This is a genomic window from Enterococcus sp. M-BR2, from assembly GCF_056612775.1.
Genome location: NZ_CM152743.1, coordinates 1897840 through 1915165, shown reverse-complemented (window position 1 = coordinate 1915165; position 17326 = coordinate 1897840). Strand labels below are relative to the sequence as shown.

General features: G+C 40.7%; 15 protein-coding genes. 14 read left to right on the top strand and 1 reads right to left on the bottom strand.

The window, feature by feature from the left end; genetic code table 11:
* The first annotated feature begins 128 nt into the window (after window positions 1-128).
* The 12 genes from priA to AC1F25_RS09270 all read left to right on the top strand — a co-directional run bounded on the left by priA (window position 129) and on the right by AC1F25_RS09270 (window position 14006).
* Window positions 129-2537: a primosomal protein N' gene (priA, locus tag AC1F25_RS09325; protein WP_479994066.1), complete on the top strand. Its 2409-nt coding sequence runs from the start codon at window positions 129-131 to the stop codon at window positions 2535-2537.
* 14 nt (window positions 2538-2551) lie between these two features.
* Window positions 2552-3043 (top strand): peptide deformylase, encoded by a 492-nt coding sequence (def, locus tag AC1F25_RS09320; RefSeq protein ID WP_002310429.1) that lies wholly within the window; start codon window positions 2552-2554, stop codon window positions 3041-3043.
* Window positions 3036-3974, top strand: a complete 939-nt coding sequence (gene fmt / locus AC1F25_RS09315; RefSeq protein WP_002344841.1) for a methionyl-tRNA formyltransferase — start codon at window positions 3036-3038, stop codon at window positions 3972-3974. The genes def and fmt overlap by 8 nt, the downstream gene beginning before the upstream one ends.
* Window positions 3974-5332 carry a 16S rRNA (cytosine(967)-C(5))-methyltransferase RsmB gene (gene rsmB, locus AC1F25_RS09310; RefSeq protein WP_002314334.1) on the top strand — a complete coding sequence of 453 codons (1359 nt, stop codon included), beginning with the start codon at window positions 3974-3976 and terminating at the stop codon, window positions 5330-5332. The genes fmt and rsmB overlap by 1 nt, the downstream gene beginning before the upstream one ends.
* A 12-nt stretch (window positions 5333-5344) precedes the next feature.
* A complete protein-coding gene (locus tag AC1F25_RS09305; RefSeq protein ID WP_087062839.1) occupies window positions 5345-6085 on the top strand; it encodes a Stp1/IreP family PP2C-type Ser/Thr phosphatase in 741 nt (246 codons plus the stop codon).
* Entirely contained in the window at window positions 6082-8151 is a 2070-nt protein-coding gene (gene pknB / locus AC1F25_RS09300; protein ID WP_065772548.1) for a Stk1 family PASTA domain-containing Ser/Thr kinase, read from the top strand. Before AC1F25_RS09305 ends, pknB begins: the two co-directional genes overlap by 4 nt.
* A gap of 283 nt (window positions 8152-8434) precedes the next feature.
* Entirely contained in the window at window positions 8435-9334 is a 900-nt protein-coding gene (rsgA, locus tag AC1F25_RS09295; protein ID WP_002314336.1) for a ribosome small subunit-dependent GTPase A, read from the top strand.
* A gap of 12 nt (window positions 9335-9346) precedes the next feature.
* The gene (rpe, locus tag AC1F25_RS09290) at window positions 9347-9997 is read left to right on the top strand and encodes a ribulose-phosphate 3-epimerase (RefSeq protein ID WP_479994065.1); all 651 of its coding nucleotides are present in this window, start codon (window positions 9347-9349) and stop codon (window positions 9995-9997) included.
* Window positions 9998-10636, top strand: a complete 639-nt coding sequence (locus tag AC1F25_RS09285) for a thiamine diphosphokinase (RefSeq protein ID WP_002335302.1) — start codon at window positions 9998-10000, stop codon at window positions 10634-10636.
* Window positions 10637-10791: 155 nt separating this feature from the next.
* Entirely contained in the window at window positions 10792-11646 is an 855-nt protein-coding gene (gene mreC, locus AC1F25_RS09280; protein WP_002316855.1) for a rod shape-determining protein MreC, read from the top strand.
* Window positions 11647-11649: 3 nt separating this feature from the next.
* Complete coding sequence (mreD, locus tag AC1F25_RS09275; RefSeq protein WP_002310417.1) at window positions 11650-12159, top strand: rod shape-determining protein MreD; 510 nt, start codon at window positions 11650-11652, stop codon at window positions 12157-12159.
* A gap of 254 nt (window positions 12160-12413) precedes the next feature.
* Window positions 12414-14006 carry a C40 family peptidase gene (locus AC1F25_RS09270; protein ID WP_104846960.1) on the top strand — a complete coding sequence of 531 codons (1593 nt, stop codon included), beginning with the start codon at window positions 12414-12416 and terminating at the stop codon, window positions 14004-14006.
* A gap of 67 nt (window positions 14007-14073) precedes the next feature.
* Here the strand turns inward: AC1F25_RS09270 and AC1F25_RS09265 are convergent, their stop codons facing one another.
* The gene (locus AC1F25_RS09265; RefSeq protein WP_151669038.1) at window positions 14074-15873 is read right to left on the bottom strand and encodes a M3 family oligoendopeptidase; all 1800 of its coding nucleotides are present in this window, start codon (window positions 15871-15873) and stop codon (window positions 14074-14076) included.
* 121 nt (window positions 15874-15994) lie between these two features.
* On the opposite strand from AC1F25_RS09265, the gene AC1F25_RS09260 reads away from it, so the two are divergent.
* A complete protein-coding gene (locus AC1F25_RS09260; protein ID WP_002310414.1) occupies window positions 15995-16501 on the top strand; it encodes a VanZ family protein in 507 nt (168 codons plus the stop codon).
* Window positions 16502-16579: 78 nt separating this feature from the next.
* Complete coding sequence (locus AC1F25_RS09255; protein ID WP_002290927.1) at window positions 16580-17302, top strand: YebC/PmpR family DNA-binding transcriptional regulator; 723 nt, start codon at window positions 16580-16582, stop codon at window positions 17300-17302.
* Window positions 17303-17326 lie beyond the last annotated feature (24 nt).

Sequence of the window (17326 nt, the reverse complement as noted above, 5' to 3'; positions counted from 1 at the left end):
TCTTATCTGCTGTTAATTTTTTGTTAGGATTTGGCAGAAAATAAGACAAATCCAGCGATCTCTAGTAAAATAGGCAAGGAACTTTTTGTCGCTTGATATGAAAAGACAAAAAAAGGAGGAAACGAACCATGACATTAACAGCTGAAGTCATTGTGGACGTACCTACTATGCAGACCGATCAGCCATTCACCTATCTGGTTCCCTCTGAAATGGAAACAGCTTTGCAAGTCGGGATGCGGGTAGAGGTCCCTTTTGGTAATGGCAATCGTCATGTCCAAGGATTTGTTATGGCTATCCAAAAATCAGAAGAATCAGCTAACCCATCGTTGAAGGCAGTGATCCGTTTGCTGGACCTTGCTCCGGTGGTCAATGAAGAATTACTTTCATTAGCTGATTACATGAAAAAAATCACTTATGCATTCAAAATCACTTGTCTACAAACGATGCTTCCGAGTGTGATGAAAGCAGAATATGATAAATTGATCTATCCTTTGGCAGATACACCAGAAATTCAGGCATTGTTTGGTCAACGGGAAGTGATTTCCTGGAAAGAAGCAGAAGAAGAAGGCAGCCTTTCTCAATTGATTCGTTGGCGCCAAGAGCAATTAGTAGATATCAAATACGAAGTCCATACACGAAATAAAGTAAAAACAATTCGTTTGGTCCGTTCCCTATTAACTGAAAAGCAAATCGAAGAAGAATGGGCAAAATTACGGCAAAATGCCAAGAAACAAAAAGAGCTTCTTTTGTGTTTATCTGAACTGAGCCAAGAAGAACCAATCGCTTATTTCAAAGATAAAGAAATCAGTACTGCTGTCTTGAATCAAGGAAAAGAAAAGGGCTGGCTGGAGTTTGTAGAATCAGAACGTTATCGCGACCCTTATCAAGACCGAGTATTTGACCAAACGACGGCATTGGAACTGAATACAGAACAAAAAAATGCTGTCGAACAAATCATCACAGCAGGTCAGCAACAAAAAGATCAGGTCTTTTTGCTAGAGGGAATCACCGGTAGTGGAAAAACAGAAGTATATCTTCAATCAATCGCTGATGTTTTGTCAGAAAATAAAACGGCTATAATGTTAGTGCCTGAAATCGCATTGACTCCGCAAATGGTCGAGCGATTCAAAGGACGCTTCGGTGAATCTGTTGCGGTCTTACATAGCGGACTTTCCCAAGGTGAAAAATATGATGAATGGCGCAAGATCGAGCGTGAAGAAGCACAAGTAGTAGTAGGCGCACGCTCTGCTATTTTTGCTCCGCTGAAAAATATAGGATTGATCATTATCGATGAAGAACATGAATCAAGTTATAAACAAGATGAGACGCCGCGTTATCATGCGAGAGATTTAGCTATTTGGCGCAGTAAGTACCATCATTGCCCAATAGTCCTTGGAAGTGCGACGCCCTCTTTGGAATCAAGAGCACGAGCTCAAAAAGGCGTTTATCAGTTATTGCAATTGAATCACCGAGCCAAAATAGCTGCACAACTTCCAGCTATTGAGATCGTAGACATGCGTGAAGAGTTTCAGAATCATCGGACCTCTACTTTTTCTGCTAATTTGCAGGAAAAGATACAAGATCGGTTAGACAAAAAAGAACAAACTGTCCTACTGCTCAATCGTCGAGGATATTCGTCTTTTGTGATGTGCAGAGACTGCGGATTTGTTCTCCCATGCCCTAATTGCGATATCTCTCTTACCTTGCATATGGATACACGTTCGATGCGCTGTCATTATTGCGGACACGAAGAACCTATTCCTAATCGCTGTCCCAATTGTAGGGGCAACAAAATCCGTTACTATGGGACAGGCACCCAAAAAGTAGAAGAGGAACTCCGAGAACTTTATCCGCAAGCTAGGATTTTGCGTATGGATGTAGATACCACCCGAAGAAAAGGGGCACACGAACAGATTTTACAAAAATTCGGTGCAAAAGAAGCAGATATTTTATTAGGGACACAAATGATTGCTAAAGGCTTGGATTTTCCAGAAGTCACATTAGTTGGCGTGTTGAATGCCGATACCTCCCTGAATTTACCGGATTTTCGTTCTAGCGAGCATACATTCCAATTGCTGACCCAAGTTTCAGGACGAGCAGGACGAGCGGAAAAACCAGGCGAAGTCGTGATCCAAACGTTCAATCCTCAGCATTACGCCATAGAATTGGCTAAAAAACAAAACTATGAACAGTTTTATCAGCAGGAAATGCATGTACGGCATCGAGGAGGCTACCCTCCTTATTACTTTACTGTGAAAATAACTGCCAGCCATCCTGAAGAACAAGTGGCGGCAAAGAAAATCTTTCAGATTGCCAATCAACTAAAAGAAGTATTAAGTCCTCAAAGTTTGTTACTAGGACCAACACCCAGCATGATTTTGAGAGTGAAAAATCGATACTATTATCAACTGATCATCAAATATAAACATGAACCGAATCTGCCCCATGTTTTGGATGAAATCTTGAATGGAAGCCAGAAAGAACAGCGGCAAGGTCTTTTTGTGGCAATTGACAACGAACCATTAAACTTTATTTAAGAAAGGACCAACTTATGCGCTATCCTATATTGATCCACCCTAATGATAAATTAAAAATACCTGCTCAGCCAATCGACGTGATCACGGACGAAACGATTGCTTTGTTAGACAACTTATATGAGACGATGATTGCGAATGACGGAATAGGGATTGCTGCTCCTCAAGTAGGACAAAACAAAAGAATCGCTGTGATCGAAGTAGATGAAGGCGAAAAATTCGAACTGATAAACCCAGAAATCATTGAAGCAAAAGGTGAAAGCATGGACGTAGAAGGCTGTCTCAGTATCCCGCATGTCTATGGAACAGTTAAGCGAGCAGATGAAGTGACTGTACGCTATTATGACCGCGATGGAGAAGAGATAGAAGTGACAGCTTTCGGCTATTTAGCCCGTGCCTTCCAGCATGAAATCGATCACTTAGACGGTATTCTGTTCATTGAGAAAATGGTACAGCAGATCCCGGAAGAAGAACTTGAAGAATATATGGAGGAACATCTTGATGACTAAGTTAGTATTTATGGGCACACCTACTTTTTCTGTGCCAATTCTTGAAGGGCTGATAGAATCAGGCTACGAGATCCAGGCAGTAGTCACACAGCCCGACCGTCCAGTTGGGCGGAAACGAGTAATTACGCCGACACCGGTAAAAGAAGCTGCTCTAAAGCACGGTATCCGTGTGTTGCAACCAGAGAAAATCTCCGGTTCGCCAGAAATGGAAGAAATCATTGAATTGGCACCTGATTTGATCGTCACTGCGGCGTTTGGCCAGTTCTTGCCTGAAAAGTTATTGCAAGTGCCAAAATTAGGGGCAATCAATGTCCATGCTTCTTTACTTCCTAAATATCGGGGAGGTGCGCCTGTTCATTATGCCATCATGAATGGGGAGGAAGAAACTGGTGTAACGATCATGGAAATGATCAAAAAAATGGATGCAGGCGGAATCTATGCGCAAGAAAGCATGCCAATCACTAAACAAGATGATGTGGGGACGATGTTTGAAAAGCTCAGCCTTTTAGGAAGAAAGCTATTGTTAGAAACATTGCCTAATATTTTGAATGGACAAAAACCAGTCCCTCAAGACGAGTCAAAAGCCACTTTTTCGCCAAACATCACACGTGAACAAGAAGCGGTCGATTGGCATAAAACTGCAGAAGAAATCGACAACCAAGTACGTGGGATGCGACCTTGGCCGATTGCATTCACGACCTATGAAGGTACACGCTGGAAACTATTATCGGTTGAAGTACTGGCAGAAAGTACAGACGAAGCACCAGGCACGATCATCCGAAAAGACAAAAAAAATCTATGGATTGCTTGCGGTAACCAGACCGTGTTAGCCATCAATGAATTACAGCCAGCTGGTAAAGGAAAACAAGCCGTACACGATTTTCTTAACGGAAGCGGTCAGCAAGTTCAGATTGGTCAGCAGGTGAAATAATGAAAAAAATCCCTAAAAAAATGAAAAAATCTGTACGATATATGGCATTACTGACATTAGAGCGAGTGAACAAGGGCGGCGCCTACTCGAATCTTTTGCTGAATGAGATGATCAAACAAAGCGAGCTAAATCAAAAAGATGTGGGTCTATTTACAGAATTGATCTACGGTACGATTAGCCATCAGCGACTATTGGAATTTTACGTTGCATCATTGATCGCTAAAGCAAAAAAAGTGGATGACTGGGTCAAGACGCTTCTGTATCTTTCTGTATATCAATTAGAATTTTTAGATAAAGTCCCTGCACATGCTATTTTAAACGAGGCGGTCGAAATCGCGAAAGTAAAAGGAAATCCTGGAACAGGAAAATTTGTAAATGGTGTTTTGAGGAATTATCAGCGTCAAGGAGCACCAGATCTGCAAGGCATTGCTGATCCTATCGAAAGACTTTCTGTCAAAATCAGCCTGCCTCTATGGATGACGAAACGGTTGGTGGATCAAATCGGTTACGAAGAAACTGAAAAGCTAGGTTTATCGCTATATCAGCCTAGCCATGCTAGTGCCCGAGTAGATACACGCCGACTTTCCAGAGATCAGGCCATCACTGTTTTGCAAGAAGAAGAGATCTCAGCTGAAAAAAGCCAAGTCAGTCCATACGGTATAGTAGCGAAAAAAGGGCATTTAGCTTCTAGCTCATTGTTCCACGATGGCGTCATGACGATCCAAGATGAAAGTTCGATGCTTGTAGCGCCGTCTATGCAAATCGAGCCTGAACATCATGTCTTAGATGCCTGTGCAGCACCCGGAGGTAAGACGACACATATTGCTTCTTTTTTGGATCCTTCATGCGGTGGGGAAGTGATTGCTTTAGATGTACATGAACACAAAGTCAAACTCATTGAAGAAAATGCAACACGTCTGGGTGTCTCTTCTGCTGTTTACGCTCAAAAGATGGATGCTAGAGAAGTCAGCAAGCAGTTTGAACCAGAGCAGTTCGATCGGATTTTAGTAGACGCGCCTTGTTCAGGTCTAGGGCTCCTTCGGCGAAAACCAGATATCCGTTATAAAAAACAGCCGGATGAATTAGCGAATTTACCAAAAATCCAATTGGAAATTTTAGAAAGCTGCGCACCAGCTTTAAAGTCTTCCGGTATTCTGACTTATAGTACTTGTACGATCTTAAAAGAAGAAAACCAAGACGTTGTTTCTGCTTTCTTGGAAAGACACCCTGATTTTGAGAGGATTGATGTTTTGACCAATCCTATGCTACAATCATCAATCGTAGAGAAAATGTTGACTTTGTATCCGCATCAGTTTTACACAGATGGATTTTTCATTTGTTGTTTGCGCAAAAAGTAATGAGGTGAAAAAATGCAGATTGAATATCAATCAGATGTAGGAAGACGACGTAACACCAATCAAGACTATGCCAGTGTATTTACTAGCCGTTCAGGTCTCAAGCTTGCTGTATTAGCAGATGGGATGGGTGGGCACCGTGCTGGAGACATTGCTAGTCAAATGGCGGTAACAAATCTAGGCGAAGCTTGGGAAGAACAAGAAGCTGCCGACGATGAAAAAATCGCCCAGTGGTTCATTCAATCGATTCAAGAGGAAAATATGCTGATTTATCAGCGAGGACAAGAACAGCCGGAATATAACGGTATGGGAACAACAATCGTAGCGGCAGCTCTGTCAGATGACTGGTTCACGATTGCGAATGTTGGCGACAGCAGAGCGTATTTGATTCGCGAAGATAAAATCATGCAATTGACAGAGGATCATTCTTTAGTTAACGAACTAGTCAAATCAGGGGAAATCAGCGAAGAAATGGCAGTGAACCATCCAAGAAAGAATATTTTAACACGTTCTGTCGGCATGCCAGGAACAGTCGAAGTAGATGTTTCTACTCATCTTTGGCAGCTAAAAGATCGCTTGCTGTTATGTTCAGATGGCTTGACGAATATGCTATCTGAAGAAGAAATAGGAACGATCATTAATCAAGAAGGCCCGTTATCCCATAAAGTAACTGAGCTGATTGATCGTGCCAATGAAGCAGGCGGAGCGGATAATATCACCGTTCTTCTTATCGAATATAAGGAGGACCGTGTATGATCGAGTTGGGAAAAAAATTAAATGGCCGTTATCAAATCACGGGGAATATCGGTAGTGGTGGGATGGCTAATGTATTTTTGGCGCACGATTTGATCTTGGATCGAGATGTAGCAGTCAAAGTCTTACGATTCGACTTTCAAAATGATCAAACCGCGATTCGACGATTTCAGCGAGAAGCTTTAGCAGCAACAGAACTCGTTCATCCAAATATTGTCAGTGTTTACGATGTTGGTGAAGAAGACAATATGCAGTATCTAGTGATGGAATACGTCAAAGGAATGGACTTGAAACGATATATCCAAACACATTATCCTGTTCCTTATGAAACAGCAGTAAATATTATGCAGCAGATTCTTTCTGCTATTTCTTTAGCTCATAACCATCAAATCATCCACCGAGATTTGAAACCCCAAAACGTATTGATCGATAACGAAGGTGTAGTAAAAATCACGGATTTCGGGATTGCTATTGCTTTATCTGAAACATCGATCACACAGACGAATACGATGTTGGGATCTGTTCATTACCTATCTCCTGAGCAAGCAAGAGGGAGTATGGCAACGAAGCAGTCAGATATTTATGCTTTAGGGATCATTCTTTATGAGATGCTGACAGGTAGCGTGCCGTTTGACGGCGAATCTGCTGTGACGATTGCTTTAAAACATTTCCAAGATGATCTTCCATCCATAAAGGCACTTGATCCAAATGTACCGCAAGCACTGGAAAATGTGATTTTACGGGCGACGGCTAAAGAACCTGCAGACCGTTACAAGTCAGCCGAAGAAATGTCTGATGATCTTTCTACAGTATTATCACCAGCTCGTGCAAACGAAGAAAAATGGCAACCTCATGCGATGGATAACGAAACAAAAGTTATCACACCGCTTGCAGCAGATACACCAATGCCGGATTCATTCAAATCTATGCCTCTGCCAAAAGACGAACCGAGAAACGAAACATTGCCGGAAGAGGAAGAAGATCTGCCTGACCCTAAAAAGAAAGGACAGAAAAAATGGTGGCTGATCCTGTTAGCTGTCCTCGCTGTTTTAGGAATCGGAACAGCTGTATTCTTTGCTTCTGGCGGACGAGGAGAAGTTGTTGTTCCTGATGTTTCTGATCTTTCTGAAGCTTCTGCCAGAGAAACACTCGCAAAAGCGAAATTAGAAGTAGCAACAAAAACAGAAGAAATTGCAGATGACAAAATCGAAGAAGGCAATGTGGTGAAGACAGACCCTGCAGCGGGAACCACAGTCAAGCAAAAACGCGAAGTCACTCTTTATATCAGCAGTGGCACGAAAAAAATCAAATTAGATGATTACAGTGGTAAAAGTTATGAAGATGCTGAAGCAAGTTTGAAAGAATTAGGATTTTCTGCTGATTTGATTCAAAAAGAAGAGGAATTCAGTTCAGAGGTAGAAAGCGGAATGATCATTTCGCAATCTCCATCAGAAGATACAGAAGTCGATCCTAAAACAGACACGATTACTTTCACAGTCAGCAAAGGACCAGAAACAGTGACTTTGAGTAGTCATGTAGGAGAAAACTACGAAACTGTCCGTAATTGGCTTGTTACACAAGGATTCAATATCAATAACATTAGTGCTACTTATGACTATAGCGACACTGTGCCATCGGGTTCGATCATTAGTCAGGATCCAGCCTCAGGTGAAGTTGTAGCAGAAGAAACTTACATCAGTTTTGTCGTAAGCCAAGGAACAGAACCTAAACTGAATGACATCTCCGGCTATACAAAAAGCGAAGCACAAAGTTATTTGGCTAGTATTGGTGCAGAATATATCGGTCATGAGACTTCTGAATATTCAAGTACGGTGGATAAGGACAAAGTAATCCGTACAGTGCCAGGGGCAGGTACGACGATTACCAAAGGAATGGTTGTAAACGTGATTTACTCTAAAGGATCAGACCCAGTGTCTTCTAGTTCTGAGAAAGATTCTTCAGACAGTTCTAGCAGCTCAAGTAGCTCTAGCAGTACGAGTAGCTCTTCCAAAGAAGAATCTTCCAGCACTGCAAGTTCATCAGATAGTACCTCAGAAAGCTCAAAGTAAGTTTTTAATAAAATAGAACAAAGAGGTTGTGACAGAAGTGATCAGCTTCAAGAAATAAGAAGGAATTTACGAAAATTGATTCTCAAATTTTTGTGAAATTTCGGCTTATTTTTCGAAGAAGCTACTTCTGGAACACCGTTTACTCGGAAAAAGGGACTGTGTCACAGTTCCTTTTTTGTGTTTTCTATCCCTTTTGATTAGTTTTCAAGCCTTTTACTTTGAGAAGTTTGCGTGGAACGACACCTACTTTCCTTTTCATATGGTAAAATAAACAAAAACGGAGGTGGCACTTATCAAAGGACAAATCAGAAAAGCAATCAGCGGTTTTTACTATGTATACGCAGACGGAGAGACCTATCAAACAAGAGGAAGAGGGAATTTCCGGAATCGGAAAATCACGCCGCTTGTCGGAGATCAGGTAATCTTTGAGAGTGAAAATCAAACAGACGGCTATCTTCTGGAAATCTTGCCGAGAAAAAATCAATTAGTTCGCCCGCCAGTCACAAATGTTGATCTTGGAATCATTGTCACAAGTATCGTGGAACCTGCATTTTCTTATAATCTGCTTGACCGCTTTCTAGTTACCTTGGAATATGAATCAATCGAACCGCTCATTTTTTTGACGAAGACCGACTTGTTAGACGACCCGAAAAAAATCGAAGAAATCAAACAAACCTATACTAAGATAGGCTACCCAGTGATTGTACCCAATCATGCGGGTGACACGACAGAATTGATTCGTTACTTTCCAGAACGGCTATCGGTCTTCATGGGACAGTCTGGAGCAGGAAAATCAACACTACTGAATCAAATATCTCCAGAACTGAATTTAGCAACAGGAGAGATTTCTGATGCACTTGGAAGAGGGCGGCATACAACACGGCATGTGGAGCTACTCCCTATCTATGATGGATTAGTAGCAGACACACCAGGATTCAGCTCGATTGACTTTTTGACTATCGAAGCAGGAGAATTGCCAAGACAATTTCCGGAATTTGTGGAAGCTTCTGCCCATTGCAAATTTAGAGAGTGCATGCATGCCAAAGAACCTGGCTGTGAAGTGAAACAAAGAGTAGAAACAGGTGATATCGCACAGACACGTTACGATAATTATTTGCAATTCTTACAAGAAATCGAGAAAAGAAAACCCATGTATACGAAAAAAGAAGGTAAACGAAAATAGGAGGAACCAAGAATGAAAATAGCACCATCCATTTTGAGCGCAGATTTTGCCAATTTACAAAGAGATATTGAGTTAGTAGAAAAAGGAGGCGCAGATTACATCCACGTAGATGTCATGGATGGCCAATTTGTCCCAAATATCACGTTAGGGCCAAATATTGTTCAGGCAATCCGACCTGTCACTAAATTACCGCTAGACGTTCATCTGATGATCGTTGATCCGGAAAATTACATTCCAGCATTTGCGAAAGCTGGAGCAGATATCATTACTTTCCATGTAGAAGCAACTCCTCATATCCATCGGGCACTCCAAATGACAAAAAGCTTAGGTGTCAAAGCTGGAGTAGTTATTAATCCAGGGACACCAGTCTCCATGATCAAACATGTTTTGCCTTTGGCTGATCAAGTGCTAGTCATGACTGTCAATCCGGGGTTTGGCGGACAAAGCTTTATTGAAGAAACGGTAGAAAAAATCGCAGAACTCGCTGATCTACGTAAAGAGAACAATTGGTCTTATGCAATCGAAGTAGATGGAGGAATCGTTCCAGAAACAGCAAAAGTCTGTAAAGATGCAGGGGCGGATGTCTTTGTTGCAGGATCATATATCTATGGAGCCGAAAATCCAGTCGGACAAATCGAACGGTTAAAAGAGGCATTAGATTAAATGAAAATTTTATTAGCTGCTGGAGGTAATCCGGAAAACTGGCCGCAGCCTCTACTGACCAAATACGATGCCTATGTCGGAATAGATCGTGGTGCGCTGTATCTGCTTCAAGCAGGCTACCCAGTAGATCTGGCAGTAGGTGATTTTGATTCATTGTCGAACGAAGAGCAGGAGGAAGTATTTGCAAAAGCCAAAGAGTATGCCCGTTCACCCGCAGAAAAAGACGATACAGATACACAATTGGGGATCTTAAAGACATTTGAACGTTATCCGCAAGCTGAAGTCACTTTGATCGGCGCCACAGGCGGAAGATTGGATCATCTTTTAGCCAATCTCTGGTTAGGTCTGGAACCTCGCTTCAAACCGTTTGCCCATCAGCTTATTATTAGAGATCGTCAAAATTATTTGGCTTATTATTTGCCTGGAAAGCATATAGTAAGACAGGTTCCAAGTATGAAGTATCTAGCTTATTGCTGTTTGACGCCCGTCTCGGATCTTACATTGAAAGGCAGTAAGTATGTATTGGAAAATAAAGCAGTTGAATACCCGACATCTTATGCAAGTAACGAGTTTCTTTCAGATACCGCTGAATTTTCTTTTTCAGATGGTATGATTGCAGTTATTCAAAGCAAAGACTGACCAATGAACAAAAGGAAAAATTTTGTCTTTCAGGCTAAAAATGACAGAATCTATTATTTACTAAAAAAAAGCTTAAGAGGAGCAACTTGCCTTTTGTTTCCCGGCATTTAGTGATAAAATTGAACACAAGAGTCTAATTAATTCGAGGTGTCTTTGTGAAGAAGTTCAATCCTAATAAAAATATTATTATTACCTTGGTTATTGTTATCATCGTGGTGACGATACTAAGTGTGACCGCTGCACAGCGAGCGAATGAAGGAAAGCCTAATTTCTTCCAATCCATCGTTAATGACAGTGTTGCAATGGTTGATAAAACAATTTCTGCCCCAGTACGGTGGGTGAGAAACGGAGTAGATTCTGTCCATAGTCTTTTTTCAACTTATGCCGAAAATGAGCGGCTAAAAGAAAAAATCGATAGTTATGATGACGTTGCACAGCAAAACAAGAATTACGAGAGAGAAATCGAATCTTTGAAAAAAGAACTTGATTTGAACCAAACGCTGACGAGTTACGAAAAAGTAACGGCAAATGTCATTACTCGTTCACCAGATAGTTGGCAGGACATGCTGATCGTAGACAAGGGTTCTAAAGACGGTATCGAAGCAAATATGGCAGTCATGTCGCAAAAAGGATTGATTGGCCGAGTGATCGAAGTCAATACAGCTTCGTCTAAAATCGAATTACTGTCATCCTCTAACGAAAGCTCCAATCATTTTCCAGTACGGGTATCTTCGGCTAATGGCGAAGCATTCGGTTTGCTTAAAAACTATGATGAAAAACTCCATGCATTAGTGGTGACCCAATTGACTGGTGATACGGATATCAAAGAAGGGGATGTTGTTCAGACATCCGGTCTTGGAGGAAATTCTCCAGCTAACTTGCCGATCGGTACGGTTATCAAAACGAAACCAGACAGTTATGGTCTGGATCGGGAAGTGTATGTGAAACCTTATGCAGAAATGTATGATGTGTCAGTTGTGACGATTGTCCAACGGCTAGCGGAGGATTAGTCCATGTTGAAAAAAGAAACAATGAAGTACTATCTGCCAATCGTTCTTTTCTTTTTGATGTTGCTAGATGGCCATTTAACAAGAATGCTAGGAGAGTGGTCGAAAGGCAGCTATATGTCAAATGCCCACTTTCTGATTTTGGCATTGTTATGTTGTAGTATGGCATTTGAAAAACGCTATTTGCTAATCACCACGATTGTTCTCGGTGCAGTCTATGATGCTTACTATATCGGTGTTATCGGTATCTATGCAGTAGCTCTCCCTTTAATCGTATGGTTGATGTACGTAATGAAAGATGTCATCCACGTCAACATCTTTACTGAATTTTTCAGTATGATTATCTTTGTCACGGGTTATGAACTGTTTACGATGGTGGTCCAATTGATTTTTAAACTAGCAGTAGTAAATAACACGTATTTTATTACAAGGTTCTTAGGGCCTACACTACTGTTGAACATGATTATTTTTGTATTATTCATTTTTCCATTTAAGAAATTATTCAGTGATGAATAATTTCTTTTTTTGTTTTTCGTCTGAAAGTAAAAAAGAATTATTGTTATCTTAAAAAAAGCCCGTCTTAGCATGCCTTTTTCATGATCATTTTCTGAAACGAACAGTTTTGTCATTTTTAGAGGTTGTTTTGAAACATTTTTGTAACATAACTATTATATCGCTGACATACTGCTATGGTACAATTTTTATATCGTTAAGAAAGACTTAAATATATTTAGATATTTATTAAATTAAGCCAGTCGGAGGAATGAAGAGTGAAAAAGAGTTTAATATCAGCAGTAATGGTATGTTCAATGACCTTGACTGCCGTAGCATCACCGATCGCTGCCGCGGCGGACGATTTTGATTCTCAGATACAACAACAAGATCAAAAGATTGCAGACTTGAAAAACCAACAAGCAGATGCACAATCACAAATCGATGCCCTAGAAAGCCAAGTTTCTGAAATCAACACACAAGCACAAGATCTATTAGCAAAACAAGACACATTGCGTCAAGAATCTGCACAATTAGTAAAAGATATTGCAGATTTACAAGAACGTATTGAAAAACGTGAAGATACAATCCAAAAACAAGCACGTGAAGCACAAGTAAGCAATACAAGCTCAAACTATATTGATGCTGTATTGAATGCTGATTCATTAGCAGATGCTATCGGACGCGTTCAAGCAATGACAACGATGGTAAAAGCAAACAACGACTTGATGGAACAACAAAAACAAGATAAAAAAGCTGTAGAAGACAAAAAAGCTGAAAACGATGCTAAACTAAAAGAATTAGCTGAAAACCAAGCTGCTTTGGAATCTCAAAAGGGCGATCTTTTATCTAAACAAGCTGATTTGAACGTACTGAAAACTTCATTAGCTGCTGAACAAGCAACTGCTGAAGACAAGAAAGCTGACTTGAACCGCCAAAAAGCAGAAGCTGAAGCAGAACAAGCACGCATTCGTGAACAACAACGTCTAGCAGAACAAGCACGTCAACAAGCAGCACAAGAAAAAGCTGAAAAAGAAGCACGCGAACAAGCAGAAGCTGAAGCACAAGCTACTCAAGCTTCATCAACTGCACAAAGCTCAGCATCAGAAGAATCATCAGCTGCTCAATCTTCAACGACTGAAGAATCATCATCAGCTGCTCAATCTTCAACAACAGAAGAATCAACAACAGCGCCTGAATCTTCAACAACAGAAGAATCAACAACAGCGCCTGAATCTTCAACAACAGAAGAATCAACAACAGTGCCTGAATCTTCAACAACAGAAGAGTCAACAACTGTACCAGAATCTTCAACAACAGAAGAGTCAACAACTGTACCAGAATCTTCAACAACAGAAGAGTCAACAACTGTACCTGAAACTTCAACAGAAGAATCAACAACACCTGCGCCTACAACACCATCAACAGATCAAAGTGTTGATCCTGGGAACAGTACTGGTAGTAATGCAACTAATAACACAACTAATACAACACCAACACCAACGCCTTCTGGAAGTGTGAATGGTGCAGCAATCGTAGCAGAAGCTTACAAATATATTGGTACTCCATATGTTTGGGGCGGTAAAGATCCAAGTGGATTTGACTGCTCAGGATTCACACGCTATGTTTACTTGCAAGTAACTGGTCGTGACATTGGTGGTTGGACAGTTCCTCAAGAATCAGCTGGAACAAAAATCTCAGTTTCTCAAGCAAAAGCTGGAGACTTATTATTCTGGGGTTCACCAGGCGGAACTTACCACGTAGCGATTGCTTTAGGCGGAGGACAATATATCCATGCTCCTCAACCAGGCGAAAGCGTAAAAGTTGGTTCAGTTCAATGGTTTGCACCTGACTTTGCTGTCAGCATGTAAGAATGATTAATCAAAAAGAGTTAGCCCTTTTCTGGACTAACTCTTTTTTATTGAGAGAAAATAGAAATCAGATGAATTCTTCTGTCAATCCCATGAACGTTTGGATATCTTCCATCACCATATCGATACCTGCTTGCCAAAAATCTGGTTGAGTGAGATCAACATTCAAATGTTTCTTTGCAAGATCTTCCGTCGTCATTGAAGCAGTATCACGTAGTAAATGGATATATTCTTCTTCGAAATTTGCCCCTTTTTGATTAGCGTAAGCATAAATGCCTAAACTAAACAGGTAGCCAAAGGTGTATGGGAAGTTATAAAACGGTACGTCATCAATAAAGAAATGTAATTTTGCAGCCCAGAAATATGGATGATAAGTGGCTAAAGCTCCTTGGTAGCCTTCTTTTTGTGCTTCAACCATCATCTCTGTGATCTTATCTTCTGAGACTAATCCTTCTTGCCGTGCTTCATAGAATCGATTCTCAAAAATGAATCGAGAATGGATATTCATGAACATAGCTAAAGCATTTTGCAGTTTTGTATCTAGCAAATTGATTTTTTCTTCTTTTGTTTTTGCGGCTTTTAATGTAGCATCGGCTACGATCAGTTCTGCGAATGTACTTGCTGTTTCTGCGACATTCATTGCGTATTCACGATTTAAAGAAGGTAAGTCCCACATCGTGCTGCTATGGAAAGCATGACCCAATTCATGAGCAAGTGTCGCAACCTCATTAACAGAATTGCTGTAGGTCATAAAGATCCTCGATTCTTTTGTTTCTGGTAACTCAGTACAATAACCACCAGGACGTTTTCCAGGACGATCTTCTGCTTCAATCCAGCTCTTTTCAAAAGCAGATTGTGCGAATTTAGCCATTTTTGGACTGAATTTATTAAAGTTTTCGATAATAAATGTAGCTGCTTCGTCAAAACTAAAGGTTTTTTCTTTCAAATCGCCTAAAATAATAGGTGCATCTTGATCCTGCCATTCCATTTTTTCTTTACCGAAAAGATTGGCTTTTCTAGTCAAGTAATCAACAAGGGGTTGTTTGTTTTTTTGGATCGTCTCCCACATGACAGACAATGTTTCTTTTTTTAAACGGTTGTATTCTAATGGTTTTTGCAGAAAATCCGTGATGCCATGGAGTTCATAGTTAGAAAGTCTGAAACCATCTAAATGATTCAAAGTATCTGTGAAGAGGGGGGCCTTTTCTTTCCATGCTTTTTCCCATGCTGCGAAAAGTGCTTCTCTGATTTTTGGATCTCGATCGCCCATCATCTTATTGAAGGCTTGGCCAGCAGATAATTCGACTACTTGACCATCTTGTTCGAAGGGAATCGATATGCTGGCTACAATCGTATCATAATGACTGCTCCAAGCATTTAGACCATCTAATGAGAGCGTGTTGATAATGTTCTCTTCAGCTTCTGATAATAATTGTGAACCGTCACGACGGATCTCGTTTAAACGAAACGCAATTGTTTCAAACGAACCCTGGGAAAGCATCTGATTCCAATCATTGTCAGATATTTCTGCAAATTTCTTCGACAATACTGTTTCGGCTGATTGTAGACGAGGAAGTATGGCGTAAAGCTTCCCTGATAAGATCTTTGCATCTGAATCATTGACATTGGCAGAAAGCAATGCAGTAATATAGCTGTTGCATTGGGTAAAGCCGTTCGTAATCGTTTCTTGCAATTGAAGAATCGCGTTTAGCTGCTCTGCATTGTCAGAACTAGGTGACCATTTTGTTACACGTTGATAATATTCGTTCGTTTGGTCTTCCAATTGCTTCATCCGTTGGTTCAAAGCATCAGAATGACTTCCTCCGGGGAAAATAGAATCTAGATCCCAATTTAATGAATAACTCATGAAAAAACTCCCTTCATATTGTAATACAAAATTAAGTATAGCACTTTTTTATAGAAGAAGTCTCTATGAAAATGATTGTTGTTTCTTCAAAAAAAGTCTAAGATAAATACAGAGGTGACTTATGAATTCTTCAAAAAAACAACTGAAAAACGGAAATATTTATTTAGTGATCGCACTTATAGTCGTTGCCATCTTATTTTACAGTTCTTCTCAAACTTACGGACAGCAATCACAAGTTTCGCGATTAGAAAGCTGGCTTCCTAATCAGCCATTTAAGGACACATTAGCAGGTATACGTTTTAATTATGGTGGAAGTATCGTGAGTATCGACCATCTGGGCTACGCCAAATTTGTAGAGTTCTTTTTAAGAAAGGGCGCACATTTTGGTACTTATTTTGTTTTGGGTGGCAGCTTGTTTTTAGGTGTTTTCCCTAAACTAAAGATTTGGTGGCTGACAGCGATCCTTGCTTGGCTTTCAGCAACAGGGTACGCAGGTTTGGACGAATTCCATCAGATGTTGACCGGTGGACGAACACCTATGTTCCAAGATGTCATGCTGGATTCGATCGGTGCTCTGACTGCTGTGGTATTATGTGTGCTTTTTGCGACATTCAAGAAGCGTTTATAGATTGGCTGTGGCTTTGTTTTTTTGTGAAATAGTACTAGAATAGAAGTGTATTCTCAAAAGAACAAGGGAGGAAAAATCATGTCAGGACATAGTAAGTGGCATAATATCCAAGGAAGAAAAAATGCCCAAGATGCGAAACGAGGAAAAGTTTTTCAGAAACTTTCTCGTGAAATCTATATGGCAGCTAAAGCAGGCGGTCCTGATCCATCCATGAACCCAGCTCTGCGGCTTGTTGTGGACAAAGCCAAAGCTGCAAATATGCCAAACGACAATGTAGAACGGGCAATTAAAAAGGCTACCAGCGCCGTAGATGAAACGAATTACGATGAAATCACGTATGAAGGATATGGCCCGGGTGGAGTAGGAATCTTAGTCCATGCATTGACGGATAACCGTAATCGGACAGCGACAAATGTCCGAGTAGCTTTTACTCGAAACGGTGGGTCACTGGGAGAAACGGGTTCAGTCAGTTACTTGTTTGATCGTAAAGGGTATATCGTCATTGAACGCGATGGGTTGGCTGTTGATGAAGAGACGATGTTTGAAGATGTATTAGAGGCGGGGGCAGAAGATCTGCAAACTTCTCCTGAAGTGTTCGAGATTTATACTGCACCAGAAGATTTTGCTGCTGTACGAGATGAGCTGGAAAAAGAGTTCACTTTAGCGCAAGCAGAATTGACGATGATCCCACAAACGACGATCGATTTAAATGAGGAACAACGGGAGCAATTGGAACGTCTAGTAGATAAGCTAGAAGACGATGATGATGTCTCAGAAGTCTTTACTGCTGCTGAAATGTAAGCAAGTGCATAGTTGAGATAATAA

Coding starts and splice junctions, on each gene's coding strand:
- priA (WP_479994066.1), top strand. CDS start 129: ATGACATTAACAGCTGAAGTCATTGTGGACGTACCTACTATGCAGACC.
- def (WP_002310429.1), top strand. CDS start 2,552: ATGCGCTATCCTATATTGATCCACCCTAATGATAAATTAAAAATACCT.
- fmt (WP_002344841.1), top strand. CDS start 3,036: ATGACTAAGTTAGTATTTATGGGCACACCTACTTTTTCTGTGCCAATT.
- rsmB (WP_002314334.1), top strand. CDS start 3,974: ATGAAAAAAATCCCTAAAAAAATGAAAAAATCTGTACGATATATGGCA.
- AC1F25_RS09305 (WP_087062839.1), top strand. CDS start 5,345: ATGCAGATTGAATATCAATCAGATGTAGGAAGACGACGTAACACCAAT.
- pknB (WP_065772548.1), top strand. CDS start 6,082: ATGATCGAGTTGGGAAAAAAATTAAATGGCCGTTATCAAATCACGGGG.
- rpe (WP_479994065.1), top strand. CDS start 9,347: ATGAAAATAGCACCATCCATTTTGAGCGCAGATTTTGCCAATTTACAA.
- AC1F25_RS09285 (WP_002335302.1), top strand. CDS start 9,998: ATGAAAATTTTATTAGCTGCTGGAGGTAATCCGGAAAACTGGCCGCAG.
- mreD (WP_002310417.1), top strand. CDS start 11,650: ATGTTGAAAAAAGAAACAATGAAGTACTATCTGCCAATCGTTCTTTTC.
- AC1F25_RS09265 (WP_151669038.1), bottom strand. CDS start 15,873: ATGAGTTATTCATTAAATTGGGATCTAGATTCTATTTTCCCCGGAGGA.
- AC1F25_RS09260 (WP_002310414.1), top strand. CDS start 15,995: ATGAATTCTTCAAAAAAACAACTGAAAAACGGAAATATTTATTTAGTG.
- AC1F25_RS09255 (WP_002290927.1), top strand. CDS start 16,580: ATGTCAGGACATAGTAAGTGGCATAATATCCAAGGAAGAAAAAATGCC.